Source organism: Pediococcus argentinicus (assembly GCF_001437605.1).
In the GTDB taxonomy this organism is placed as follows: Bacteria; Bacillota; Bacilli; order Lactobacillales; family Lactobacillaceae; genus Pediococcus; species Pediococcus argentinicus.
The window spans coordinates 26333-51235 of record NZ_JQCQ01000001.1 but is presented as its reverse complement, the minus strand read 5'-3'; the positions used below and the strand labels follow the sequence as shown (position 1 = coordinate 51235).

The 24903-nt window shown below is 36.5% G+C and carries 24 protein-coding genes; 2 read left to right on the top strand and 22 right to left on the bottom strand.

Features of this window, described 5'->3' with window-relative positions; translation table 11 throughout:
* Positions 1 to 2: 2 nt before the first annotated feature.
* From IV88_RS00240 to rpsU, 5 genes are all read right to left on the bottom strand, one after another.
* The gene (locus tag IV88_RS00240) at positions 3 to 386 is read right to left on the bottom strand and encodes a diacylglycerol kinase family protein (RefSeq protein ID WP_236698581.1); all 384 of its coding nucleotides are present in this window, start codon (positions 384 to 386) and stop codon (positions 3 to 5) included.
* Positions 370 to 840 carry an rRNA maturation RNase YbeY gene (gene ybeY, locus IV88_RS00235; RefSeq protein ID WP_057797520.1) on the bottom strand — a complete coding sequence of 157 codons (471 nt, stop codon included), beginning with the start codon at positions 838 to 840 and terminating at the stop codon, positions 370 to 372. The genes IV88_RS00240 and ybeY overlap by 17 nt, the downstream gene beginning before the upstream one ends.
* Positions 840 to 1802, bottom strand: a complete 963-nt coding sequence (locus IV88_RS00230) for a PhoH family protein (protein ID WP_057797518.1) — start codon at positions 1800 to 1802, stop codon at positions 840 to 842. Before IV88_RS00230 ends, ybeY begins: the two co-directional genes overlap by 1 nt.
* Before the next feature lie 11 nt (positions 1803 to 1813).
* A complete protein-coding gene (locus tag IV88_RS00225) occupies positions 1814 to 2257 on the bottom strand; it encodes a GatB/YqeY domain-containing protein (protein ID WP_057797516.1) in 444 nt (147 codons plus the stop codon).
* Positions 2258 to 2320: 63 nt separating this feature from the next.
* Positions 2321 to 2506: a 30S ribosomal protein S21 gene (gene rpsU / locus IV88_RS00220; protein WP_014215420.1), complete on the bottom strand. Its 186-nt coding sequence runs from the start codon at positions 2504 to 2506 to the stop codon at positions 2321 to 2323.
* Between the two features lie 202 nt (positions 2507 to 2708).
* On the opposite strand from rpsU, the gene IV88_RS00215 reads away from it, so the two are divergent.
* The gene (locus tag IV88_RS00215; protein WP_057797514.1) at positions 2709 to 3524 is read left to right on the top strand and encodes a pyruvate, water dikinase regulatory protein; all 816 of its coding nucleotides are present in this window, start codon (positions 2709 to 2711) and stop codon (positions 3522 to 3524) included.
* A gap of 53 nt (positions 3525 to 3577) precedes the next feature.
* Here IV88_RS00215 and IV88_RS00210 read toward each other — a convergent pair whose 3' ends face one another.
* The 6 genes from IV88_RS00210 to hisS form a co-directional block, all read right to left on the bottom strand.
* Positions 3578 to 4465 carry a deoxyribonuclease IV gene (locus IV88_RS00210; RefSeq protein WP_057797512.1) on the bottom strand — a complete coding sequence of 296 codons (888 nt, stop codon included), beginning with the start codon at positions 4463 to 4465 and terminating at the stop codon, positions 3578 to 3580.
* The gene (locus IV88_RS00205) at positions 4462 to 5679 is read right to left on the bottom strand and encodes a CDP-glycerol glycerophosphotransferase family protein (RefSeq protein ID WP_057797511.1); all 1218 of its coding nucleotides are present in this window, start codon (positions 5677 to 5679) and stop codon (positions 4462 to 4464) included. Before IV88_RS00205 ends, IV88_RS00210 begins: the two co-directional genes overlap by 4 nt.
* Positions 5680 to 5681: 2 nt before the next feature.
* The gene (locus tag IV88_RS00200; protein ID WP_057797509.1) at positions 5682 to 6824 is read right to left on the bottom strand and encodes a CDP-glycerol glycerophosphotransferase family protein; all 1143 of its coding nucleotides are present in this window, start codon (positions 6822 to 6824) and stop codon (positions 5682 to 5684) included.
* Positions 6825 to 6839: 15 nt separating this feature from the next.
* The gene (locus IV88_RS00195) at positions 6840 to 7718 is read right to left on the bottom strand and encodes a YitT family protein (RefSeq protein ID WP_057797508.1); all 879 of its coding nucleotides are present in this window, start codon (positions 7716 to 7718) and stop codon (positions 6840 to 6842) included.
* Positions 7719 to 7821: 103 nt separating this feature from the next.
* On the bottom strand, positions 7822 to 9600 hold the full coding sequence (gene aspS, locus IV88_RS00190; protein WP_057797506.1) for an aspartate--tRNA ligase: 1779 nt from the start codon (positions 9598 to 9600) through the stop codon (positions 7822 to 7824).
* Positions 9601 to 9602: 2 nt separating this feature from the next.
* On the bottom strand, positions 9603 to 10883 hold the full coding sequence (gene hisS, locus IV88_RS00185) for a histidine--tRNA ligase (RefSeq protein WP_057797504.1): 1281 nt from the start codon (positions 10881 to 10883) through the stop codon (positions 9603 to 9605).
* A gap of 331 nt (positions 10884 to 11214) precedes the next feature.
* On the opposite strand from hisS, the gene IV88_RS00180 reads away from it, so the two are divergent.
* Positions 11215 to 12087, top strand: coding sequence for an N-acetylmuramoyl-L-alanine amidase family protein (locus IV88_RS00180; protein ID WP_057797502.1), 873 nt, complete (start codon positions 11215 to 11217; stop codon positions 12085 to 12087).
* On the opposite strand, the gene IV88_RS00175 is transcribed toward IV88_RS00180, so the two are convergent.
* From IV88_RS00175 to dnaK, 11 genes are all read right to left on the bottom strand, one after another.
* Positions 12084 to 12704, bottom strand: a complete 621-nt coding sequence (locus IV88_RS00175) for an HAD-IA family hydrolase (RefSeq protein WP_057797500.1) — start codon at positions 12702 to 12704, stop codon at positions 12084 to 12086. The two genes, IV88_RS00180 and IV88_RS00175, sit on opposite strands and share 4 nt — an antisense overlap.
* Positions 12705 to 12788: 84 nt before the next feature.
* Entirely contained in the window at positions 12789 to 13238 is a 450-nt protein-coding gene (dtd, locus tag IV88_RS00170; RefSeq protein WP_057797498.1) for a D-aminoacyl-tRNA deacylase, read from the bottom strand.
* A gap of 12 nt (positions 13239 to 13250) precedes the next feature.
* On the bottom strand, positions 13251 to 15485 hold the full coding sequence (locus IV88_RS00165) for a RelA/SpoT family protein (RefSeq protein ID WP_057797497.1): 2235 nt from the start codon (positions 15483 to 15485) through the stop codon (positions 13251 to 13253).
* Between the two features lie 136 nt (positions 15486 to 15621).
* On the bottom strand, positions 15622 to 15951 hold the full coding sequence (locus IV88_RS00160) for a hypothetical protein (protein WP_057797495.1): 330 nt from the start codon (positions 15949 to 15951) through the stop codon (positions 15622 to 15624).
* 12 nt (positions 15952 to 15963) lie between these two features.
* On the bottom strand, positions 15964 to 16707 hold the full coding sequence (locus tag IV88_RS00155; RefSeq protein ID WP_057797493.1) for an RsmE family RNA methyltransferase: 744 nt from the start codon (positions 16705 to 16707) through the stop codon (positions 15964 to 15966).
* Positions 16708 to 16715: 8 nt separating this feature from the next.
* Positions 16716 to 17663, bottom strand: a complete 948-nt coding sequence (gene prmA / locus IV88_RS00150) for a 50S ribosomal protein L11 methyltransferase (protein WP_057797491.1) — start codon at positions 17661 to 17663, stop codon at positions 16716 to 16718.
* Positions 17664 to 17728: 65 nt separating this feature from the next.
* Positions 17729 to 19024, bottom strand: coding sequence for a uracil-xanthine permease family protein (locus IV88_RS00145; RefSeq protein WP_057797489.1), 1296 nt, complete (start codon positions 19022 to 19024; stop codon positions 17729 to 17731).
* Between the two features lie 227 nt (positions 19025 to 19251).
* Entirely contained in the window at positions 19252 to 19590 is a 339-nt protein-coding gene (locus IV88_RS00140; protein WP_057797487.1) for a hypothetical protein, read from the bottom strand.
* A 251-nt stretch (positions 19591 to 19841) separates the two neighbouring features.
* Positions 19842 to 21686 (bottom strand): translation elongation factor 4, encoded by a 1845-nt coding sequence (gene lepA, locus IV88_RS00135; RefSeq protein WP_057797485.1) that lies wholly within the window; start codon positions 21684 to 21686, stop codon positions 19842 to 19844.
* A gap of 112 nt (positions 21687 to 21798) precedes the next feature.
* Positions 21799 to 22926, bottom strand: coding sequence for a molecular chaperone DnaJ (gene dnaJ, locus IV88_RS00130; RefSeq protein ID WP_057797484.1), 1128 nt, complete (start codon positions 22924 to 22926; stop codon positions 21799 to 21801).
* Positions 22927 to 23011: 85 nt separating this feature from the next.
* On the bottom strand, positions 23012 to 24886 hold the full coding sequence (gene dnaK / locus IV88_RS00125) for a molecular chaperone DnaK (RefSeq protein WP_057797482.1): 1875 nt from the start codon (positions 24884 to 24886) through the stop codon (positions 23012 to 23014).
* Between the last annotated feature and the right edge of the window lie 17 nt (positions 24887 to 24903).

Below are 24903 nucleotides of genomic sequence, written 5' to 3'. Positions count from 1 at the left end.
TTCTAAATAATTTTTGATCCAAAAACAATTAATCCGATGATTGCAGCAATAATTCCACTAGTTAGAACCCCACCAGCGGCAAGATCTTTAGCACGTTTTGCTAAAGGGTGATACTTACCCTCACAAGCTAAATTCACCAGCGTCTCAGCAACTGTGTTGAAAATTTCAGCAATTAATACAGCTCCAATACAGCCGATAATAATTGCCCATTCAACTACTGAAAGCTTGAATATTATTCCTAAAATCATCACAAATATTCCAATCAAAAGATGAAACCTAAAGTTACGTTCCGTCTTAAAAACTTCAACTAAACCTCTCAAGGCATGTTGAAAGGATTGAATATAAGAGTGATTCTTTGAAATCTGACGTTTATCTTTCGAGTCCATAAGCATGCATTATTTCCTTTTGTAAGGGGAACATCTTTTCTTGATCAGCCTTTTGCATGTGATCATATCCATTCAAATGAAGGAAACCATGAACACATAAAAATCCTAGTTCACGTTCATAGCTATGACCCAGAAATTCAGCTTGTTCAGCTACTTTATCAACTGAAATCATCAAATCACCAATATTATTGGGAATCTCTGCTGCCATTTCAGGATCCATGATTATATCTTCATCTTCATCATTTATTGCAAAACTGATTACATCAGTTGCCCGATCAACATTTCGATATTCACGATTAATTTTATGAATTTCATCATTATGCATAAGTGTAACCGATAATTCGGTATCATCAGCTAATTTTAGATAATTTCCAGCAAAATTTAAGATATTATTAACTAATTCTAAATGTTCTTTGGAAGCTTCCTCAGTATGATCAAAAACTTGAATATCCATTACTTACTTTCTCCATCATATGCCTGAACAATTTTAGCAACAACGGGATGACGAACAACATCATCTGCACTAAATTGAACAAAAGCAATTTTATTTATATCTTTTAAGATTTGTTGAGCTTCGGCTAAACCACTACGAACACCCTTAGGTAAATCGATCTGCGTAATATCACCATTAACAATCATTTTAGATCCAAATCCCAAACGGGTTAAGAACATTTTCATTTGGGGACTGGTTGTATTTTGAGCTTCATCTAGAATAACAAAAGCGTTGTCCAATGTACGTCCACGCATATATGCTAAAGGAGCGATTTCAATCACTTCACGGTCAAGTAACCGGGCTGTATGTTCTGCTCCGATAATTTGATACAAAGCATCATAAACAGGTCGCAAATATGGATCAACCTTTTCTTTTAAATCACCTGGAAGAAATCCAAGACTTTCACCAGCTTCGACAGCTGGACGAGTTAAAATAATTCGATCAACTTCACCCTTCTTCAAAGCCGAAATTGCCATAACCACAGCCAAGTATGTCTTACCAGTACCGGCTGGTCCAATTCCAAAAGTCAAATCATTATCTTTAACTGATTGAACATATTGACGTTGACCAAAGTTCTTAATTCGAACCGGTTTACCTTTGTTATCTCGAATCAATTCTTCAGAATATAAATCTGACAAATACTTAAGAGTGCCCTTATTAGCCATCTTCATAGCACTAACAAAATCTGGACTATTAAGTTGAATACCCTTTTTAACTAGTTCCAAAAGTGCACGCAAAATACTAATAGTCTTATCGACGTTATCTTTTTCACCTTGCACAGTAATCTTTTCACCGAAAGGTAAGATCTTAACATCCATACCCTCTTCAAGAATCGGAACAAATTTCTCCTGATTTCCTAGTAGTGAAATTTCTAAACTAGAGTTAGATAGAATAATTTGTCTTTCAAAAGTATTTTCTGCCAATTAAGTCGCTCCTAGCTTAAGTTTTCTTTTACAAGCTGATTAACTTTACCACCATCAGCTTTTCCTTTAATTTTAGGCATAAGGGCTCCCATAACTTTTCCAAAGTCAGCTTTGGAAGTTGCCCCTACCTCTTTAATTGTATCACTTACAATTTGTTTTACTTCATCATCACTTAGTTGTTGTGGCATGTACTTTGCAACAACCTTTAATTCAGCTTCCGTTTCTTGAACTAAATCATCACGGTTACCCTTTTTGAATTCTTCGAGTGACTCTTTACGTTGTTTGTTGGCACGTAAAACAACAGTATTTACTTCTTCATCAGTTAAATCATGACCCACTTTAACTTTTTCATTCATTAAATCAGCCTTAATCATACGAACTACATTTAATGTAAGTTTATCATGAGCCTTCATAGCTGTCTTCATATCTGCAACGATTTGATCTTGTACATTCATTTTAAAAATCCTCCATTTTTGAATACAAAAAAAGCCCCTGAAATTCAGGAGCGATCTTTTTAATTAGAAGCGACGCTTGTTTTTACGCTTGCGAGCTGCTTCTGACTTTAACTTACGTTTTACACTTGGTTTTTCGTAAAATTCCCGTTTACGGTATTCTTGTAAAGTACCTGACTTAGAAACGGTACGTTTAAAGCGCCGAAGAGCGTCATCAAGTGACTCGTTTTTACGAACGACTGTTTTTGACATATTTAATTCCCTCCCTCCGAGCTTTAATATCACATTGTACTTGGTACTGATGTTCTAAACCATTATATCTAATCCAGATTGTACCGTCAATAATAAATATCTAAAAATTAAAATAAACACTTAGTAATTTTAGAAACCGTTTTCACAAGAACGATATTTATGCTAAACTCAATGTATATAAAGAAAGATAGAGGTAATTATTATGGCCGATCAAGAATACAAAGTGTTTATTATCTCAGATTCAGTTGGTGATACTGGCGATCAAGTTGCTCGTGCCGCCGCTGCACAATTCCCAGACGCAACCCTCCACTTCTCAAAATATCCATTCACTCAAACTCAATCGTTGTTAGATGGAATTTTGAAAAAGGCTCACCGTGAACATGCGCTTGTTTTCTCCACTTTTGTTAATAGCGAATTGAACCAATTTGCAGCTCAAATTTGTAAGAAAAATGAAATTCAGTACTATGATATCTTAACACCTGCATTAAATATTTTCGAAAATGCAACTGGTTTAGAGCCAGCTAACAAACCTGGACGTCGTCATTCACTAAACGACAACTACTTTGATAAAATTGCTGCAATGGAATTTGCAGTTACCTATGATGATGGTAAGGATCCTGCTGGGTTCTTAAAAGCCGACATTGTGCTCTTAGGTGTATCACGAACATCAAAGACTCCTCTATCACTATACTTAGCAAACAAGGGCTATAAGGTGGCAAATTTACCACTAGTACCCCAAGCTTCGATTCCAGATGAAATTTGGAAGGTTGACCACAACAAAATCTTTGGGTTAACAACTACAACCGAAGTTTTGAATGGAATTCGTCGCCAACGTATGATTTCATACGGGTTAAATCCAGATTCAAGTTACTCTAATTCTGATAGCATCAAAACAGAACTTAAATTTGCGGATGATCTATTTAAAAAAGTTGGCTGTTTAGTAATCAATACTGCAAACAAGTCAATTGAAGAAACAGCAACAATCATTATGGAAAGTCTTGAGGACGATCCACAATAAAATCAAAATACCGGTAGCATCCCCGCTTTGGTGGAAATGCTACCGGTATTTTTTTATTTTAATAAGTCCTCTTTTAATTCAGGATTGAACTTACCACTTCGAATCATTGCAATTTCATCTTTATAAGGTGAAATCTTTTTGCCATCATCATTTTTCAACCATGGAGTTTCTAAAATAATCGGAATATTCTTAAAACGTGAATCATCAGCCACTTTATACAAAGTATCAAAGCCTAGGGTTCCAAAACCGATATTTTCGTGTCGATCCTTATGGCTTCCTAACTCGTTTTTAGAATCATTTAAATGAATTACACCGATGCGATCTAATCCAACAATCTGATCAAACTCCTTCAAAACATCTTCATAATGATTTTTCAAATCATAGCCTGCATCATTAACGTGACATGTGTCAAAACATACTGACAACTTATCATCTAAATCAACCTGATCAATAATAGCTTTAACTTGTTCAAAAGTTCTTGAAACCTCTGTCCCCTTGCCAGCCATCGTCTCTAGAGCAATATGCACATTTTGCTTTTCATTAAGAATTTCATTGAGACCTTTAGCAATTTGAGCAATCGCAGCATCATCGCCAGCACCGACATGTGCCCCCGGATGCAACACAATTTGTTCAGCATCCAATGCATCAGCCCGTTCTACTTCTTGCTTTAAGAAATCAATTGCAAATTGAAAACTCTCTGGTTTGAAAGTATTACCGAGATTGACAATATAAGGGGCATGCACAACCACATGACCAATATTATGTTCCTTCATAAGCTTCTGACCAGCAGGAATATTTAACTCGTCAATCGCCTTCCGTCTTGTGTTCTGAGGCGCACCAGTATAAATCATCAAACTGTCTGCCTTATTGTCAATCGCAATTTGGACAGACCCTTCAAACATTTTTTTACCGCTCATACTAACGTGAGAACCAATAATCATTTTGCATCTTCCCCCAATCCAATCCGTTTTAATACTTGTCTACTTGCCGTTCCATTTTCCCAACTAGCAAATTTCGCTCTAAAGCGTTCCATTCTTTGTAAGTCCACAATTTTAAAACCATTTTCAACAACTGTATTAATTTGTTTCAATAATTCAGATTCCTTTGTTACATAGTCAGATGGTAGTTCTGTGAAGTAATCAAAGTAGAATCCTCGTAACTGATCCCGATAGTGTTCTAAGTCATAGGCATAAAATAAAATGGGACGGTTTAAAATAGCGTAGTCAAACATCACTGAAGAATAATCGGTAATCATTGCATCACTAATTTCGTATAATTGATTAATATCCGTCTGAGCATCAACTAACACCCTACCGTTAAATTCACTCACATCAATCTGATCAGCTATCAAGTAATGTGGACGAATGAGTAAAACCACATCTTCCGGTAGTTGCTCTACTAAATTATTAATATTAAAAGGCATTTGGAAGTGATACTTTCCGGTACTAATTGCGTCATCTTCACGCCAAGTCGGAGCGTACATAATAAAACGCTTTTCATCGTACTTGGAACCAAATAGTTGTTTGACTATTTCAGTACGTTTACTTTGATTATTGTTTTGAACAAGGAAGTCATTCCGTGGATAACCCGTTTCGAGGAATGATCCATGATAATCAAACGCACTTTCAAAAATATCTTTAGAATATTGATTTGGGGCAATCAAGTAATCCCATCGATGAGCTTCACTTTTAAATTCGGTTTTATAGTCTTTAGCACTTTGACCAGGTATCTCGACCTCGTCCATGTCAAGCGCCAAATGTTTTAACGGAGTTCCATGCCAAGTTTGAACGTATTTTGTTTTAGCATTCTTTTTCCACCAGGTCGGCATTCTAGAATTAAAGATCCAGTAGTTAGCCGTTGCTGAAAGCCAAATCCATTTTAAAGACCAACGTTTGACGAAGTTGATTGATGGATATGTGGTTTGAAGTTGATTAATTACTGAGCCCTTCGCACCCCAAAATAATTTACCGTTTAGATTCGGATTAGAATTAATTAGCTCTTCATAAATTGCACGTGGATTATCAGTAAATCCATTACCATTGAAACTTTCAAAGAGCGTCTGATCTTCTTGCACTGGAAAATGAATCAAAATATTATTAACTAAAATTAATCCATGTCTAGCAACTAATTTTAGAGACTGCGTAATTTTTGACATCGTTATTCTCCATCTATTATCTTAATAGCTCGGTTCGTGGCCTTGCCATCATTTTTAGTATTCCATCTTTGATTTAACTTTTGTAGAGTTTTTTTGGACTGCTTCAAATTGACTAATTCATCATTTAACTTTTCAATATTAAAAACTAAATCAGTATGAAAATCTTCCAAAAAGTCCGCTTGTAAACCAACTTGTTGTTCAAATTCATTTAAATCATACGTAAAGAAAATAACTGATTGTGCTGATTCTAATAGACTGTAATCAAATGCTATTGAAGAATAATCCGTAATTAACGTATCTGCAACCACCAACAAGGCTTCCGTTGAGATACTCTGTGGAATTCCAATCACTTTACCTTGAGAGTCATTAATAATCTTTTGTTCGAGCGCTTTTAAATGTGGATGCAATCTCAAAATCAAAACCGTGTCGTCTGGAATTTGAAGTTTATTCCAGTCTTTCGGAAGTTTAAAACTAACATCCTTACGATATGTTGGAGCATACAAAATAACTCTCTTACTTAGTAAGCCTGGGACTTTGTGCTCGATTTGAGTTAAAGTGCTTTGAATCCAATTACTATTTAAGAATTTATCACTACGTGGATATCCGATTTCAGCAATTCTATTAGATGGAATGTGCCAACTGTGTTCAAAGACCTTAGCCATTGCATCTGAGCCAACAATAAATTGATCAAAACTATCGTAGACTTTTTGAAATCTTTTTTGATCGGCACTGGTCCTTTGATATGTATTCGGATCTTCCCAACCAAACGATTTGATGGCGCCATTAGCATGCCAAATCTGAACGAATTTTTGATCAGTACCTTTCTTAATTCCAGCCAAAAAGGCAAAGTAGTTGTCAAAGAAAATTGTTTTTGTTTGATTGACTAGTTTAACAACTTGAAATAAATTGCGACTATTAAACACTTGAATGTGCTTAATTCGTTTTTGCTGTACTAATTTATGAACCTGGTTCGCAAACTGTGGCTCGAAAAACAAGATGAAATTATCAGTGCCAACCGACTGAGCCAGTTTTAAAATAAACTCTTGGTTTCCGGCAAAGCTCATAAAGTATCCTAATTTGAACTTATTTTCACTTTTGCTAAACCGACTCACTAATCGAACTAACCAAATATATAATTCTTTCAAACTAAATACTCCTCATTACAAAGTAGGTTCGTAGAAATGACCCAATATCTTGATCGTATCCGTGATACTTACGAACGCTTTTGGATCGGCCACTTTCATTGCCATTTCCAATTCAGGCATTTCATATCTCGAAATAATGGTAAATAAGATTGTCTTTTCATTATGGTTATATGCCCCTTCAGCTCCGTGGACAATGGTAATTCCACGTCTGATGTTATTCTGGACACTGTCAATTACACTCTTCGGACGATCAGTAATAATCATAACCTGCATTTTTTGTTGTCGTGTATACGTCATATCCATAACACGAGCATTAACGATTAAACCAATTGTTGAATAGAAAGCATATGGCCAACCATATAAGAAACCAGCAGCGACAACAATAAAGATATTAAAAGCAATATTGATGGAACCAATACTGCGTCCAGTTCTTCTAAGAATTGTAATTCCTAAAATATCCAGTCCACCAGTTGAAATTCCGTTTTTAAGAGCTAATCCGGTTCCGTATCCATTAACTGCCCCACCAAAGATTGCGCAAATAATTGGGTCAGTCGATAACGTGATGGGATGCAAAACCTTGATCATAATACTTGCTAAACCAACCGAAAGGATTGTAAACACTGTAAAACGATGTCCAATTGATTTCCATGCTAATAGAAACAACGGAACGTTTAACGAAAATAACATCAAAGCAACTGAAACGGTTACTCCAAAATAGCGACCAGCAACCGTTGATACAACCTGTGCCAATCCAGTAATACCTGATGCGTAAATCTTACCTGGGGTCCAAAAAAAGTTCATCGCAATTGAAACTAAAATTGCGTACATAAAGGCTGTTGAAGCCCTTGCTGCATATTGATGTCGTTTGGCGATTTTTTTAAACTGCCGATCCATTTATTTATTCTCTTCTTTCACTTCTATGATATCTATTACTATAACATTTTAAGCTAATTTCAAGCGGTAACACGCAAAAAAAGATTGGAATAAATCCAATCTTTTATTTATCTTCAGATTTAGTTGTTTCTAAGTAAAGTTCTTCCAATTGAGCATCTGAAACTTTTGTTGGTGCTTCAGTCATTGGTTCTGAAGCCTTAGAGTTCTTTGGAAAGGCAATAACATCACGAATGTTATCACGTTTAGCTAAGAGACGAACAAAACGATCCAAACCGATTGCTAATCCGCCAAGTGGTGGGAATCCATAATCCATAGCGTCTAACAAGAAACCAAATTGAGCATGAGCTTTTTCTGGTGTAAATCCGAGGGCCTTAAGCATCTTCTCTTGGATTTCCTTATTGTGAATACGGATTGAACCACCACCAAGTTCGAGACCATTTAAAATAATATCGTAACTTTGTGCATGAGCTTTATGAGGATCTTCACCATCATTTAGATAATGAACATCTTCTTCATTTGGCATTGTAAATGGATGATGAGCAGCAACCCATTGTTGATCCCCTTCGTTGTAATCGAATAGTGGCCAGTCAACAACCCAAAGGAAGGCAAACTCTGATTCATCGATTAAGTTTAGTTCATTTGCAATTGCAACACGAAGATATCCAAGCGTATCAGCAACAACCTTCTTACGATCAGCAACGAACAATAACAAATCTCCAACTTTAGCACCGGCAGCAGCCATGATAGCTTCTTCCTTGGATTCATCAAAGAACTTAGCGATTGGACCAGTAAATCCATCATCAGTAATCTTCAACCAAGCAAGTCCCTTAGCGCCGAAGCGTTCAACATGTTTACCCATCTTGTCGATATCTTTACGAGAATACTTTTCGGCTCCATCAGGAACTGCAATAGTCTTAACTTGACCGCCATTAGCTACAGCACCACTAAAGACTTTGAAGTCAGAATCTTTAACAATTTCACTGATATCTTTAAGTTCCATACCAAAGCGAACATCAGGTTGATCTGTACCAAAACGACTCATTGATTCATTCCATGAGATTCGGTTAAATGGCAATTTAACTTCAATACCAAGTGCGTCTTTCATAACACGAGCTATTAAACCTTCAGTTAAGTCTTGGATTTCTTCTGCATCTAAGAAACTAGTTTCCAAGTCAATTTGAGTAAATTCAGGTTGACGGTCTCCACGTAAATCTTCATCTCTAAAACAACGAGCAATTTGGTAATAACGGTCAAATCCAGCACCCATCAATAACTGTTTAAATAATTGAGGTGATTGTGGCAAAGCGTAAAAATGTCCTGGATAAACACGTGAAGGAACTAAATAGTCACGAGCTCCTTCTGGTGTTGATTTAGTTAAATTAGGTGTTTCAATATCTAGAAAACCATTTTCATCTAAATAACTGTGAACCGATTGTGTAATTCGATTACGCATGATTAATGCTTTTTGCATTTCAGGACGACGTAAATCTAAGTAACGGTATTTCATCTTCAATTCATCAGAAGCATCAACGTTATCTTCAATACTGAACGGAGTTGTTTTAGCAGTATTCAAAATAGTTGCTTGATGAACTTCAACTTCGATTTGGCCTGTCTTCATCTTAGGATTAACATCTTTGTCTTTTCTTTGAACAACTTTACCAGTAATCTCTAAAACAAATTCACTTCGTAATTGGTTAGCAACTTCCAAAGCTTCACTTGAAAATTCATTACTAAATACTAGTTGAACAATTCCTTCGCGGTCACGCAAATCGATAAAGATTAATTGCCCGAGATTACGACGTTTTTGAACCCATCCTTTGAGTGTTACTTCTTGGTCTAAATATTGTTGGTCTACTAAACCGGCATATGTTGTTCGTTTCATGATTATTCCTCCGTTAATGATTTAATTTCTTGTTCTAAATTGTCATTCTTAATAACTTTTTCAACGCCAGTTTCCATATTCTTAAAGTTAACAGTACCTTGTTCCAACTCACTCTCACCTAGAGTTAAAACATATTTAGCATGATACTTATCTGCTGACTTAAACTGACCCTTTGGTTTACGATCTAAATAATCTTGGTCGGCACGATAGTTAAATGAGCGTAAATCCTGAACCAATTTAAATGCTGCGTTTTTAACTTTGTTGCCAATGGCAACTACATAAAAATCGAGGTCATTTTTCTGTAACTCATCTTTTAACTCTTGATTCAATATAAGTAGAAGTCGTTCGACACCTAAGCCAAATCCCATTCCTGAACACTCAGGTCCACCTAATTCTTCTACTAAGCCATTGTAGCGACCACCAGCACAAATTGTAACGTCCCCATGACCTAACGCTTTGTTGTTGACCATGATTTCAAAAATTGTGTGATTATAATAATCTAAACCACGGACCATATTTGAATCAATCACAAAGTCGATTCCAAGTTGGTCAAGAGTTTCTTTAACAACATCAAAATGTTCTTTTGCAGTTGGTGTAAGAAAATCTAAGATAGATGGTGCATCTTCAACAAGTTTTTGATCATTTGCATCTTTACTATCAAGAACACGCAATGGGTTTTTGTGCAAACGTTCTTTAGAATCTTCACTTAATTCATCAAAATGTGGTTCTAAGTAATCAATTAGAGCCTGACGATAATTTTTACGTGTATCTAAATCACCTAAACTATTAATAACCAGTTTAGTACCATCAACTTTGAGCCGGTGTAAGAAATCAATGGCCATTGCAATCGTTTCAACGTCAATTCGTGGACTATCACTACCAAATGCTTCCACACCGATCTGATGAAATTCTCTTAGTCGACCTGATTGAGGACGTTCGTAACGGAACATTGGTCCCATATAGTATTGTTTAACTGGCTTAGCATGTTCTGGTCCATATAATTTATTCTCTACAAATGAGCGAACCACTCCAGCTGTACCTTCGGGACGAAGTGCAATGTGACGATCACCCTTATCGTGAAAATCATACATCTCTTTAGTTACAATATCAGATGTATCCCCGGCACTGCGTGAGAATACCTCAAAGTTTTCAAAAATTGGTGTTCGAACTTCGGAATAATTATACAGTTTAAAAGTTTCTCGAGCTGTCTGTTCTACAAACTGCCATTCATTTGAAAATGGTGGAATTATATCAGCTGTTCCCTTTGGTTTTTGGTATTTCATTTCTCTTTCACCTCATTTTAAATTAAAAAGCGCCCTTGAATTAACAAGGGCGCTTTGCGCGGTACCACCTTAAAGTTTAACTTTAATCGTTTTATTAACGGGGGCCATCCCCAACCTAGAACTTGTCTTTCAAACGCAATGTGTTGTTCGCTCTCAGCCCTCGAACTTTCTGTATACATCACGACGTCTTACTCTAATTCATCATCGGTTATATTAACTTATAATCTAGACTACTAGACAATCCTTAAAAAATCAAGATTATCATAACAGAAATGTTGTAGCTTGCTAAAGTTTGTTATAATGCTTTGTAGTAAAGTAAAGGACACATAAAATGAATCCAGATATAATTTTAAACTACATTAAAAGAAATTTAATTCAGCTAGTAATCGGATTAGCCTTTTTTATCCTCACATTTATCATTATCCAACCGCTTTTCAAAGCCAAGCAAGTAATTATTGGTTTGGATCAGACTGTGGTTCGAACCAGTAACAACCGCTTTGCCGGTAAGTTAGGAACCCTCGATCAAGGAAAGAAAGTTAGTGTTCTATCCGAAAATAACGATTGGTATCGTATTCGCTACGGTAAACAAGCAATTGGTTGGATTCCTGCCTGGAATACTGGTCGTGGTTTTCAAAAGGGGCAAGTTGCTTCCAAACTTTCAGAATCAACAATTGTAATTGATCCCGGCCATGGTGGCAATGATTCCGGAGCTCTAGCTATTAATCCAAAGAATCAAGAAAAAGTTTATACGCTAAGGACTTCTAGAGTCATCGAAAAGCATTTACAACAAGCAGGTGCTAAAGTCATCATGACCCGCGACAAGGATGTCTTCGTTGACTTAGCTCCCAGACCTAAAATGGCTAATGATTTAAAAGCAGATGCCTTTATTAGCATTCACTATGATTCAGCCGCTAACAATAATGATGGAACTGGCGATACAACCTATTACTATCATAAGAACAATGGCTCTCTTCAATTAGCAAAAGATATTAACCAAGAAATTGTTAACAATGTTCCGCTTTATAATCGTGGTGTCGACTTTGGTGATTACGAAGTTCTGCGTGATAATAAACGGCCAGCTATTTTAATTGAAGGTGGATACATCAACACTAAGAAAGATTTCAAAGAATTATCTAGCTCCGATTATCCAACCAAGGTTGCTAATTCCGTTACAATTGGTTTAAAAACGTTCCTCAATCGTTAATCAATTATATTCAATAGTTCATCAAAAACTGTAATACTAAAATCTGGATTGCTTGTTGGATCAATTAAATGATCTGGATCAAATAACACACCTCGTATTCCAGCATTATGAGCGACCTCAATGTCAAGATTTCGATCTCCGACCATTAGGGTCGTTTTTTTATTGAGATTATATTTATTGATTAAATATGACATAGAGGCTGGATCAGGTTTACGGGGAAATTTCATCTTACTAGTCACCATTTCAGTAAATAGGTCTTCAAGATGATTTTTGTCTAAAATATCTTGCGACATTTGATCACGATGCGTCAGTAAAAAGTTCTTTCTACCCTGCTGAATAACCTTCTCAAGAACTTCTGGTACACCACTAAATGGTTTGCTATCAATCGCAATTACATTTTGTGATTCATCGTAGTATTTTCGAAAATCAATTGGATCAATGCTATTTTTTGATGTATATTCCTTGATTGCATATCCTAACGAATGTTGACGCATTTGATGATAAATAACCGTTAGATCTGGTACTAGCTCAAATTTAGTGGCTGCCACTTTAAAAGACTCCACCATCGATGGATAAGTATCAAATAAAGTACCGTCGAAATCAAAAATTAAATCCATTTGTAAACTCCTCCAACAAAAAAAAGACCAAGTAAAGCCAATGCTTTTACCAGGTCCCTGAATTTCTAAGCTTTATAAAAATAATTATTCTCTTTGCTTTGAATCTAAAATAATTGTAACAGGCCCATCATTCTCCAACTCAACCTGCATATCGGCACCAAATTCGCCAGTTTCCACTTTAAGTCCAGAATCGATTAACATGTTATTGAATTCTTCGTAGAGCTTCATAGCATGTTCGGAATCACCAGCATTTGTAAAACTAGGCCGATTTCCCTTTTTAGTTGAAGCAAAAAGTGTGAACTGAGAAACAGACAAAATTTGACCATTAGTTTGTTGAATATTAAGATTCATCTTGCCATTCTCATCCGTAAAAATACGCATATTGACAATTTTATGAACTGTATATTCTAAATCCTCACGTTCATCCTCATCATTAAACGCAACTAATAACAAGAAGCCATGGTCAATTTTTCCAACAATATTAGAATCTATTGATACTTGAGCCTGCTTTGTACGTTGGAGTACTACTCGCATTCATTCCACCTCTTAGTGTGTCGGACGTTTGATAACATAAACATCTTTCACATTTTTAAGAGTATCCATAATCCGTTCAAGATGCATTAAATTATGGACACCTATCGTCAAACTGATAATAACCATTCGATTGTGGTCAATCTTTCCGTTAATCGATGATAAATTCTTAGTTTGGTTATTTACTGACTTCAAAACATCATTTAATAATCCGTTTCGATTGTATCCTTGAACCTCTAAATCAGCTGAATAAACTTCATGTTCATCATTAACATCTTCCCAGTGGACATCAATGATTCGTTCACCCTGTTCTTCGGCATGTTTAACATTAGGACAGTCAGTTCGATGAACAGAAACACCACGGCCCTTTGTAATATAACCCACAATTGGATCACCGGGAACTGGACTACAACAGTGACTTAAACGAACTAATAAGTTCTCGGCACCGTCAATCAAGACACCATTGGAACTATTTTTCTTCTTTTTCTTTTGCTCAGTTTTATTATCGTTAGAAATTGTTTGGTGTTCTTCCAAAAGATCCTTTTCTTGTTGACGCTGTCGTTCCTCTTCACGTTGAGAACGAACATCGTCAGTTAATCGATTAGAAACACCAACAGGTGCCATATCACCAAAACCAACAGCTGCATATAAATCATCGATTTGAGAATAATTCATATTAACAGCAACTTTTTTAACTTTTTCATCAGTCATTACATCTGCAGGATTGAATCCCATTTGACGTAGTTGATGTTCAATTAATTCGCGTCCTTTAAGGACATTTTCATCATGATCTTCATGACGGAAGAATTGTTTGATTTTATTGCGTGCTCGTCTGGTCGATACTAAGTTAATCCAATCACGACTAGGACCCAACGAACTGCTGGAAGTGAGAATATCGACAATATCACCATTTTTAATGGCATAGTCTAAAGGAACAATTTTACCATTTACTTTAGCGCCGGTTGTCTTATTACCAACTTCGGTATGAATCGTATAGGCCATATCAAGTGGTCCAGCACCCTTAGGAAGCTCGAATACATCACCTTTAGGCGTAAATGCATAGACACGATCACCAAATAAATCGCCCTTAACACCTTCCATAAAGTCAGCAGCATCGCTACTTTCATTCTGCAATTCGACAATTTCCTTAAACCAGTTAAGCTTATCGCCAGTATTGGTTTCTTTAACCTGATCCTTTTGTCCTTCTTTATAAGCCCAGTGAGCTGCAACACCATATTCAGCAACCCGATGCATTTCTTCAGTTCGAATCTGAATTTCTAATGGTTTACCTTCTGGGCCCACGACGGTGGTGTGCAAAGACTGATACATGTTGGCCTTTGGCATGGCAATGTAGTCTTTAAAACGTCCGGGCATTGGTTTCCATTTGGTATGAATAGCACCTAATACAGCGTAACAATCCCTGATAGATTGAGTAATAACTCGAATAGCTAGTAAATCATAAATTTGGCTAAATTGTTTGTGCTGATCAACCATTTTACGATAAACAGAATAGATATGTTTTGGACGTCCATAAATATCAGTTCCTGTTAAATTGAGATCTTGAATAGCACCCTGAATTTCACCAATGGCTTCACTGATATACTCTTCACGTTGAGTTCTTCTAGAATTCATTAAGTGAACAATTCGATAGTACTGTTGTGGGTTTAAATATCTCAGTGAAATATCTTCTAGTTCCCACTTGATGGTACTAATACCTAATCGTTCAGCCAACGGAGCGTAAATTTCCAAAGTTTCATTAGAAATACGACGTTGTTTGTCTGGTCGTAGGTGTTGTAAGGTGCGCATGTTATGCAAACGATCAGCCAACTTAACAATGATTACACGGATATCGTGCGACATAGCTAATAACAGCTTACGGTGATTTTCAGCAAGCTGTTCTTGATTAGACTTATATTTAATTTTACTAATCTTAGAAACACCATCAACAATGACAGCAACATCTTTACCAAATAATTCTTCGATATCACCTAATGTGATTAAAGTGTCTTCAACGGTATCATGCAAAAAACCAGCGGCAACCGTTTCAGGATCCATTTTTAAATTAGCTAAAATCCCAGCTACTTGAATGGGATGCATAATATATGGTTCGCCTGATTGTCGATACTGCTCCTTGTGAACATATGCAGCAAAATCGCAAGCCTTTTGAACAAAGGCCACGTGAGTGTCATTCATATATTCTTCGCACATATTCATTACATCTGTGGCAGTTAAAACTTTCTCTTTTGACATAATCTCACCTACTTTAAGATACAAGAAAAGCACGAAATCAATAGACAACGTGCTTCTTACGTTTAATTTAGTATACTTTTGATTGGCCTAAAATGCAATAACAACGCTATTTAAAGGCGCTAAATTAGAAAACTATTTACTCTTTAACCATACTGTAAGAAAGGAATTCAATACAGAAATAGATTAAAGCAAAATAATATGAATAACGAGGTAACAACAGAAATGCCCCTACTAAGAAAGTTAGTGGAAAAACAAATAGCATAAACCACTTTAACTGACTGGTCTTAATTAGATTACCTACCACAAAACTAACTGCAATATTCAACACAATTAAAAACCACATATCAATAAATACTGATGGTGTCCGACAGATTTTCAAAATAAACGGTAGCAAAACTCCTATTAAGATTGAAAAAATCCAATAACGCCAGTGTGAATCATTCATTAATATTCGAACTCTATTCATTGTACAAATCTCCTATTTACTTTCTAATTCTAAAGAATACGAGATTGCAGACAATAAGTAAAGAGGTGCTGTCTCCGCTCGCATTATTCGTGGTCCTAAACCAGCTAATTCAAATCCATTATCAGTGAGTTGTTCAATTTCCTCTGGTGCAATACCACCTTCTGGTCCAAAAAGAGCAATTAGACTACCAGACATGTTTTGTTTAGCTTGATTCAATAGTTGAACTAACTTAGCAGTTTCATTCTGTTTAGCAGATTCTTCATATGCCACTAATTTGATAGCATTATTAGTTTTCAAAATATCAGTAAAGGTTAAATACTCAATTGTTGGAATAACCTGACGATGAGATTGTTCAGCAGCACCTTGCGCAATTTTATTTAAACGTTGAATCTTTTTATCAATATTTTTTCCTTGCCAATGAACAACTGAATATTTACTTTCAAAGAAAACAATTTTTTTTGCACCGAGTTCCGTAGCTTTTTTGACAATAAATTCGCTTTTTGAGCCCTTGGATAGTCCACAGGCAATCGTGACATCGATTGGTAATTCAACTGATTTAGTAATATCAGCTTCAATCTTAATGTGGTTTAAATCATCTGATAAAACTGCAATGTATACCTTCTGAGATATATCGACTACTTCAATTTCCGTTCCAGCTTGTGCCCGTAAAACTCTAACCAAATGATTTTGGTCGGTTTCTGAAAGTGAAGTTATATCATCCTGATGGACTGCGGTTTTTAAGAAATATCTTTGCATAATAATCCCTAATCATCTACTCGATTGGTTGCAATGACTCCGCGCCATTCACCAAACTGTAAAATCTCTTCAATTTTAAAATGTTCTTTTTCTAGTGCCGCTAAAACCACTGGAAGTTTATCATCAATAATACCCGAAGTGATAAAGTATCCATTTTCATTTAATAGCTGAGCAGCTTGTGGTACCAATGGCACAATAATATCAGCCAAAATATTTGCTACAATTAAATCAACTTTTTTAGTTTTGTTCTCTAATAAGTTATTGGCAGAAACCTTGATATCCTTTGCGATGGGATTCAAGTCTAAATTCTCTTCAGCAGCTTTTACTGCAATATCGTCTAAATCGAATGCTTCTATATCACCAACTCCTAAATGCTTAGCGGCAATACTTAATACACCAGATCCAGTTCCAACATCGTACATACTTTCGCCACCACGAACAACCATTTCAAGTCCTTGTAAACATAAACGAGTTGTAGGATGGGTTCCAGTACCAAATGCCATTCCGGGGTCTAAGCGAATTACATGTTCTGATTCTTGAGTGGGTTTATATTCATCCCAACTAGGTGTAACCGTCAGATAACGTGTAATCCGTACTGGATGATAGTATTTTTTCCAAGCAGTTGCCCAATCATCGTCTTTAACTGCTAAAGTGGTGATTTCATTTTTACCAGCATCAATACCAAAACTTGATAACTGATCTAATTTAGATTTCAAAGTTGTTAATATTGGCTTTAAATCTGTTGTTTCTGGATAGTATGCTGAAACCATTGCTCCTTCAGTGATATGAGGAATATCCTTTAGTTCATACAGTTCTCCAAATCCAGTTGTTTGGTAATTTTCGTAATCAAGTGCATCATCGATTTTAACCCCAATCGCACCTAATTCTTCAAACATACTACTAACCGCCTCAACGGCCTCATTAGTGGTATTAACGTTAACTTCTGTCCATTTCAAAATTGCTTACCTCTTTAAAATATAATACTTATATCATACCTTATTTGGTCATAAATTTCTGAATTCTATTTTTCACTTGCGGCGAGATCTGGAAGAACCAAGTTCATCACAATCCCTAAAACTGTTGCAACTGCTAATCCTGAAAAACTTAGAGTACTGATATTTAGACTCGCATTTCCAATTCCAATGACCAAAATTGATGAAGCAATCATCAGATTTCGTTTTTTATTAAAATCGATTTGATTATCAATCAGAATTCGTAACCCGTTGGCTGCAATGGTTCCAAAAAGAAGGAAACTAATTCCACCAATAACTGGACTTGGAATACTTTGAATCAAAGCACTGAGTTTACCAATAAAACTGAACACAATCGCACTAATTGCGGCTCCGCCCAGAACATAGACACTGTGAACCTTAGTAACAGCCAGCACCCCAATGTTTTCACCATAACTAGTAACAGGTGGTCCGCCAATAATACCAGCGACCATTGAAGCTAAACCATCACCAGATAATGTTCGATGTAAACCAGGATCTTTAAAGAAATTTCGTTTAGTCAATGTATTTAAAACCATAATGTGACCGGTATGCTCTGTCATCGTTACAAATGCTAACGGTGCCATACTAAGTACTGCACCTAAATCAAATTTCCACTTATAAGTTACAAAAGGAATTTCAAAGTATGGTATTTGGAGCCATTTTGCATTTTGAACTGGAGTTAAATCTACAACTCCAAATGCGAGTGCAATTATATATCCAACAATTAATCCTAATAAAATTGGTATCAAGCCGATAAAACCCTTCAAGTACATATTGAAACCAATTGTGACAAGTAGAGTTAGAAGTGCAATGGCAAAGAATTTCAAATCATAAACACTTTTAGTTGCTGTAAGCTGACGCATCGTTGCGTCCTTTGCTGCTGTACCAGCTAGTGATAAACCAATTACCATGACGATTGGCCCTACAACAATTGGTGGTAATATTTTATCCAACCAGTCTGATCCAAAATGACTAATGATTAGAGCAACAATTAGATAAACTACACCAACCGAAATTGTACCCTGTGCAATTCCTGGATAACCGGTAGTTTTCATGAGGGCCATCATTGGTACAATAAATGCAAAACTAGAACCCATGTATGCTGGTATTTTAGCTTGAGTAATTAATATGTATAACAGTGTACCAACACCAGAACTAAAAAGAGCAATTCCAGGATTCAATCCCACTAAAATTGGAACCAAAACTGTCGAACCAAACATTGCAAACATGTGTTGAATAGAAAGTCCAAATAGTTGCCATGTTTTGGGACGATCATGAATGTCTAAAACTGCGTCTTCATTCCTAAATCCTTTTTGCTTTGCCATAAACTACATCCTCCTCAAAATAAAAAGTCTCCTAGCCAGTTATTGGTCAGGAGACTTCACGTTTAATTTAAATTATAGTTATAGCCATGGACATAATTTATATTAAAAGCTGCCTTCTGGCCTCACTGGACCAAATTAAGGATCATCTTGATTAATACAATACGTTATCAATTCTTATTCGTCAAGTTCAAAGGTACAAAAAAAGAGCCGAAGCTCTATTTTTATAATTATTCAGCACTCTTAGCTTTCTTAGCATGGTGCTTTTTACGACGACGAATTAACTTCTCACCATTTTCAGATGACATGTGTCGTTTAAGATAACTAACTAAGTCACTTTCTCTTCTAAAAATACGAGGATGTTTTTGTTTGTGAAGTCGTAAATCAATCTCGTTGATTTTAATACGACCTGTCCAGGTATGAGAGTATTTAATAATAACTCGATTATTTAGCTCTTCTTTACCAAACTTAAAAACATACACGTTTTCTGGCGTCATTAAGGGTTGAATATATTTCTTTTCATATTGAAGCTTATTGCTTCTTAAAAACTGTTTTGTTCGGTTTAAAATTTATCTTCACCTCACTGCATTATATTACTCAAACCGCTTCTGATAATTAACCATTGTAGACTACTGTCATATAAAAGTAAAATGTTCCAATCGATTTTTGTAAAATAATTTCCCAATTTGATGGGAATTATGATAGAAAATTATCAGCCAATAACTGTAGTAACAAACTACTGTCACTTTTAAATCCTACTTAGGGTTGGCAAATGGTTGGCAAATCACCGTTTATGTCTGTTGGACGTTTTCAGGAATGCCTATTTACCGCCTTTTCCCTCGGTATCAGTTTGTAAAACTGACATGAAGGCTTCTTGTGGCACTTCCACCTTGCCAACAGCTTTCATACGTTTTTTACCACGCTTTTGTTTATCCAACAATTTAGCGCGACGGTCTGGATCACCAGTATGAATTTTTGATGTAACATCTTTACGATAAGCTTTGATATTAGTACGAGCGATAATCTTATTACCGATTGCAGCCTGAACTGGAATTTCAAAGTTACGTCTAGGGATGATATTCTTCAAGTTAGCAGTAATTTCATTCCCACGTTGCTGTGCAAAATCACGATGAGCAATGAAACTTAAAGCATCCACTTTATCGCCATTCAATAGAATATCAATCTTAACTAGGTCACTAACTTTGTAATCTTCGATTTCATAATCCAATGAGGCATAACCTCTTGTACTTGATTTCAGTTTATCAAAGAAGTCAAAAATAATTTCTGAAAGTGGTAATGAATACTTAACATTAACTCGATTATCGTCAATATAATCCATCGTGTCGAAAATACCACGGCGGTACTGACACAGTTCCATTACAGCCCCAACATATTCATTTGGAACCATAATATTAGCTTTTACAAATGGTTCTGAAACATGTTGAATACTTGAAGTATCAGGCATTTCAGAAGGATTTTCAACAATAAGTTGAGTTCCATCAGTCAAATCAACGTGATACGTTACAGATGGTGCTGTTGTAATTAAATCCAAATTGAATTCACGTTCAAGACGCTCTTGAACAACGTCCATATGCAATAAGCCAAGGAATCCACAACGGAAACCAAATCCTAAAGCTTGTGATGATTCTGGCTCAAATTCAAGTGCAGCATCATTCAACTGTAACTTCTCCAAAGCCTCACGTAAATCGTTAAACTTAGCATTATCAGTTGGATAAAGGCCTGAATAAACCATAGGACTCATTTCACGGTAACCCTCTAAAGGCTTATCTGCAGGTTTAGTAGCGCTAGTTAGCGTATCACCAACTCGAGTATCCTTAATATCCTTGATACTTGCTGAAAGATAACCAACGTCTCCCGCCATCAAGAAATCCTTTTTAACTGGATTAGGAGAATTAACTCCAATTTCAGTTACTTCATACTCTGTTCCACTATTCATCAAGCGGATTTTGTCTCCAGGCTTAACCATACCTTCCATCAGACGAATGCTTAAAACAACCCCACGGTAATCATCATATTTGGAATCAAAAATAAGTGCCTTTAATGGTTTATCAAAATCGCCATCTGGTGCTGGAATCTTTTGTACAACTTGTTCCAGCAATTCTTGGATACCGATCCCAGCTTTAGCACTTGCCAAGACTGCGTCCTCAGCATCTAATCCAATTACATCTTCAATCTCTTTGCGAACTTTTTCTGGATCAGCAGCTGGTAAATCAATCTTATTAATAACTGGTACAATTTCCAAATCATCATCGATTGCTAAATAAACATTAGCCAGAGTCTGTGCTTCGACTCCTTGGGCGGCATCTACTACAAGGACGGCTCCTTCACAAGCAGCCAAGCTTCGTGAGACTTCATAAGAAAAGTCCACGTGTCCAGGAGTGTCAATTAAATGAAAAATATAATCTTCACCATCTTGAGCATGATAGTGTAACTCAACGGCATTAAGTTTAATCGTGATACCACGTTCACGTTCGAGATCCATAGAATCTAGAAGTTGATCTTGCATATCACGTTTTGCAACGGTATCAGTCAACTCTAAAATTCGATCGGCTAGGGTCGATTTCCCATGATCAATATGAGCAACAATCGAAAAATTTCGAATATGTTCCTGTCGTTCTTTTAAATCAGAATATTCTGCTGTCATTTGTTACTCTCTTTTCATTTTTATACTTAATTATATCAACCGAATAAGGCCATTACAATTTTATCGTATATCAAAAGGTTCGGTCTGCCATAAAAGACAACCGAACCTTATATTAATTCATAAACTTATCAAAAAAGCCATTTTTACCGTGATCAGAAACATTTTCACCACTTGCTTCAGCAAAAGCCTTTAACGCCTCTTTTTGCTTAGCATTTAGCTTACGAGGTACTTTGACTGTAACTTTAACATGTTCATCACCAGTACCATTACCACGCAAATGAGGAGCTCCTTTGCCCTTTAATCTGAAGTTAGTACCAGTTTGTGTTCCTGCAGGTATCTTCAGCTTAACATTACCATGAACGGTTGGAACTTCTATATCATCACCCAATGAAGCCTGTAGGAATGAAATATTTTGATCCAAGTAAATTTCCGAGCCTTCTCGTTCATAAATATCACTTGGACGTACCTTAAAGATAATATACAAGTCACCATAGGGTCCTCCGTTGTGTCCGGCCTCACCTTGACCTTGTAAACGCATCTGTTGACCATCTTCAACACCAGCTGGAACAGTAACCTTAACTTCGTGTTGTTTTTGTTCGTGACCAGATCCACCACAAGTTGCACATTTCTCTTTAATCTCTTTACCAGTACCATTACATACATCACAAGTTTGTTGACGAACCATACGTCCAAGTGGTGTGTTTTGTGTTACTTGGATAGTTCCAGTTCCGTGACACTTAGAACAAGTAACAGGGCTTGTACCAGGTTTAGCACCAGATCCGCCACAAGTATGACATAGATCTTCACGCTGATATTTAATGGTAGTCTTTTTACCAAAAACACCCTCTTCAAACTTAAGATCCATTTGGTATTGTAAATCTTCACCCTGTCTTGGAGAACTTGCTGAACGTTGTTGTCCGCCGCCACCAAAGAATGAACTGAAGATATCGTCAAAACCACCACCGCCAAAGCCATTAAAGTCGCCTTGTCCGTAGCCACCGCCACCGAATCCAGCATTAGGATCTGCAGATCCATACTGGTCATATTGAGCACGCTTTTGGTCATCACTCAATACTTCAAAGGCTTCGTTGACGTCTTTAAATTTTTGTTCTGCTCCGGGTTCCTTATTTAAATCCGGATGATATTTCTTTGATAGTTTTCGATAAGCCTTACGGATTTCATCTGAAGATGCATCCTTGCTGACTCCTAAAACGTCATAAAAATCCTTACCTTCGGCCATTGTGTTCCTCCACTTATACGCTAATTCACATTATGCAACAAAAAAGTCAAAGTCATTGACCTTGACTCTTTTATTCAGTTAAAAATTATTTGTTGTCATCTTTATCAGGATCTACTTCTTCAAAGTCACCGTTAACGGTGTTGTCATCGTCTGCCTTCTTTGAAGCATCGCCTGCTTCTGAACCAGCACCTTCAGCACCAGCTTGTCCTTGCTGTGCTTCTTGAGCTTGTTGATAAAGTTTAACAGATAAATCTTGAACAATCTTGTTAAGATCATCTTTCTTAGCTTTCATTTCTTCGATGTCATTGTCTTTTTGAGCCTTAACTAATGCATCCTTAGCATCTTGAGCTTTCTTAATTTCATCTTCAGAAACTTTGCCCTCAAGATCCTTCAATGTCTTATCAGTTGTGAAAATCAATTGGTCAACTTCGTTACGTAAATCAACTTCTTCTTTACGCTTCTTATCAGCCTCTTCATTTTCTTTAGCTTCCTTCATCATACGATCAATTTCTTCGTCTGAAAGACCCGATGAACTCTTAATAGTAATATTTTGTGCTTTACCAGTTCCCTTATCAGTAGCTGATACATTTACAATACCATTCTTATCGATATCGAACTTAACTTCGATTTGTGGAATTCCACGAGGTGCAGCAGGAATATCTGATAATTGGAAACGACCCATTGTCTTGTTATCAGCAGCCATTGGACGTTCACCTTGAAGTACATGAATATCTACAGCTGGTTGATTATCTGCAGCAGTTGAGAATACTTGTGATTTACTTGTTGGAATAGTTGTATTGCGATCGATCAACTTAGTAAATACACCACCCATTGTTTCAATACCTAATGAAAGAGGTGTTACATCAAGTAAAACAACATCCTTAACATCACCAGTCAAGACACCACCTTGAACAGCAGCACCAAGTGCAACGGCTTCATCAGGATTAATTGAGTGGTTAGGTTCCTTGCCTGTCCATTGTTTAACAGCTTCTTGAACAGCTGGAATACGAGTTGAACCACCATTTAAAATAACTTCATCAATTTCTGAAGCTGATAGTCCAGCATCCTTTAGAGCATTTTCAACTGGAGCTTTAGTACGTGCAACAAGATCTGAAGTCATTTGATCAAATTGAGCACGTGTCAAAGTCTTTTCCAAATGAAGTGGACCAGCAGCACCCGCAGAGATAAATGGTAGACTGATTTGTGCTTCAGTAACACCAGATAAATCTTTTTTAGCTTTTTCTGCAGCATCCTTCAAACGTTGAAGAGCCATCTTATCTTGAGCTAAGTCAACGCCATTATCTTTCTTAAATTCTTCGACCAACCAATCAATGATCTTTTGGTCAAAATCATCACCACCAAGGTGAGTATCACCATTTGTAGAAAGTACTTGGAATACACCGTCTCCTAATTCAAGAACGGAAACATCAAAAGTACCACCACCAAGGTCATAAACAAGGATCTTTTCATCTTTGTCTGTTTGGTCAAGACCATAAGCCAATGAAGCAGCCGTTGGTTCGTTAATGATACGTTTAACATCAAGGCCAGCAATCTTACCAGCATCTTTAGTAGCTTGACGTTGTGAATCGTTGAAGTAAGCAGGAACTGTGATAACAGCTTGGTTTACTTCTTCACCCAAGTAATCTTCAGCAAAGCTCTTGATGTAACCCAAAATCATAGCTGACACTTCTTGTGGTGTGTATGCTTTTCCATCAACAGTTACTTTGTAACCAGCTTCACCGATGTGACGCTTGATTGATGCGATTGTGTCAGGATTTGTGATTGCTTGACGTTTGGCAACTTCACCCACTTGAGTTTCACCATTCTTGAAAGCAACAACAGATGGTGTTGTACGAGCGCCTTCTGGATTAGTGATAATTTTTGGTTTGTCACCTTCCATAACTGCAACAGCAGAATTAGTAGTTCCTAAATCAATTCCAATAATTTTATTACTTGCCATTTTTAATTTCCCTCTTC

Coding starts and splice junctions, on each gene's coding strand:
- IV88_RS00240 (WP_236698581.1), bottom strand. CDS start 386: ATGGACTCGAAAGATAAACGTCAGATTTCAAAGAATCACTCTTATATT.
- ybeY (WP_057797520.1), bottom strand. CDS start 840: ATGGATATTCAAGTTTTTGATCATACTGAGGAAGCTTCCAAAGAACAT.
- IV88_RS00225 (WP_057797516.1), bottom strand. CDS start 2,257: ATGAATGTACAAGATCAAATCGTTGCAGATATGAAGACAGCTATGAAG.
- rpsU (WP_014215420.1), bottom strand. CDS start 2,506: ATGTCAAAAACAGTCGTTCGTAAAAACGAGTCACTTGATGACGCTCTT.
- IV88_RS00215 (WP_057797514.1), top strand. CDS start 2,709: ATGGCCGATCAAGAATACAAAGTGTTTATTATCTCAGATTCAGTTGGT.
- IV88_RS00210 (WP_057797512.1), bottom strand. CDS start 4,465: ATGATTATTGGTTCTCACGTTAGTATGAGCGGTAAAAAAATGTTTGAA.
- IV88_RS00205 (WP_057797511.1), bottom strand. CDS start 5,679: ATGTCAAAAATTACGCAGTCTCTAAAATTAGTTGCTAGACATGGATTA.
- IV88_RS00195 (WP_057797508.1), bottom strand. CDS start 7,718: ATGGATCGGCAGTTTAAAAAAATCGCCAAACGACATCAATATGCAGCA.
- aspS (WP_057797506.1), bottom strand. CDS start 9,600: ATGAAACGAACAACATATGCCGGTTTAGTAGACCAACAATATTTAGAC.
- hisS (WP_057797504.1), bottom strand. CDS start 10,883: ATGAAATACCAAAAACCAAAGGGAACAGCTGATATAATTCCACCATTT.
- IV88_RS00180 (WP_057797502.1), top strand. CDS start 11,215: ATGAATCCAGATATAATTTTAAACTACATTAAAAGAAATTTAATTCAG.
- IV88_RS00175 (WP_057797500.1), bottom strand. CDS start 12,704: ATGGATTTAATTTTTGATTTCGACGGTACTTTATTTGATACTTATCCA.
- dtd (WP_057797498.1), bottom strand. CDS start 13,238: ATGCGAGTAGTACTCCAACGTACAAAGCAGGCTCAAGTATCAATAGAT.
- IV88_RS00165 (WP_057797497.1), bottom strand. CDS start 15,485: ATGTCAAAAGAGAAAGTTTTAACTGCCACAGATGTAATGAATATGTGC.
- IV88_RS00160 (WP_057797495.1), bottom strand. CDS start 15,951: ATGAATAGAGTTCGAATATTAATGAATGATTCACACTGGCGTTATTGG.
- IV88_RS00155 (WP_057797493.1), bottom strand. CDS start 16,707: ATGCAAAGATATTTCTTAAAAACCGCAGTCCATCAGGATGATATAACT.
- IV88_RS00145 (WP_057797489.1), bottom strand. CDS start 19,024: ATGGCAAAGCAAAAAGGATTTAGGAATGAAGACGCAGTTTTAGACATT.
- lepA (WP_057797485.1), bottom strand. CDS start 21,686: ATGACAGCAGAATATTCTGATTTAAAAGAACGACAGGAACATATTCGA.
- dnaJ (WP_057797484.1), bottom strand. CDS start 22,926: ATGGCCGAAGGTAAGGATTTTTATGACGTTTTAGGAGTCAGCAAGGAT.
- dnaK (WP_057797482.1), bottom strand. CDS start 24,886: ATGGCAAGTAATAAAATTATTGGAATTGATTTAGGAACTACTAATTCT.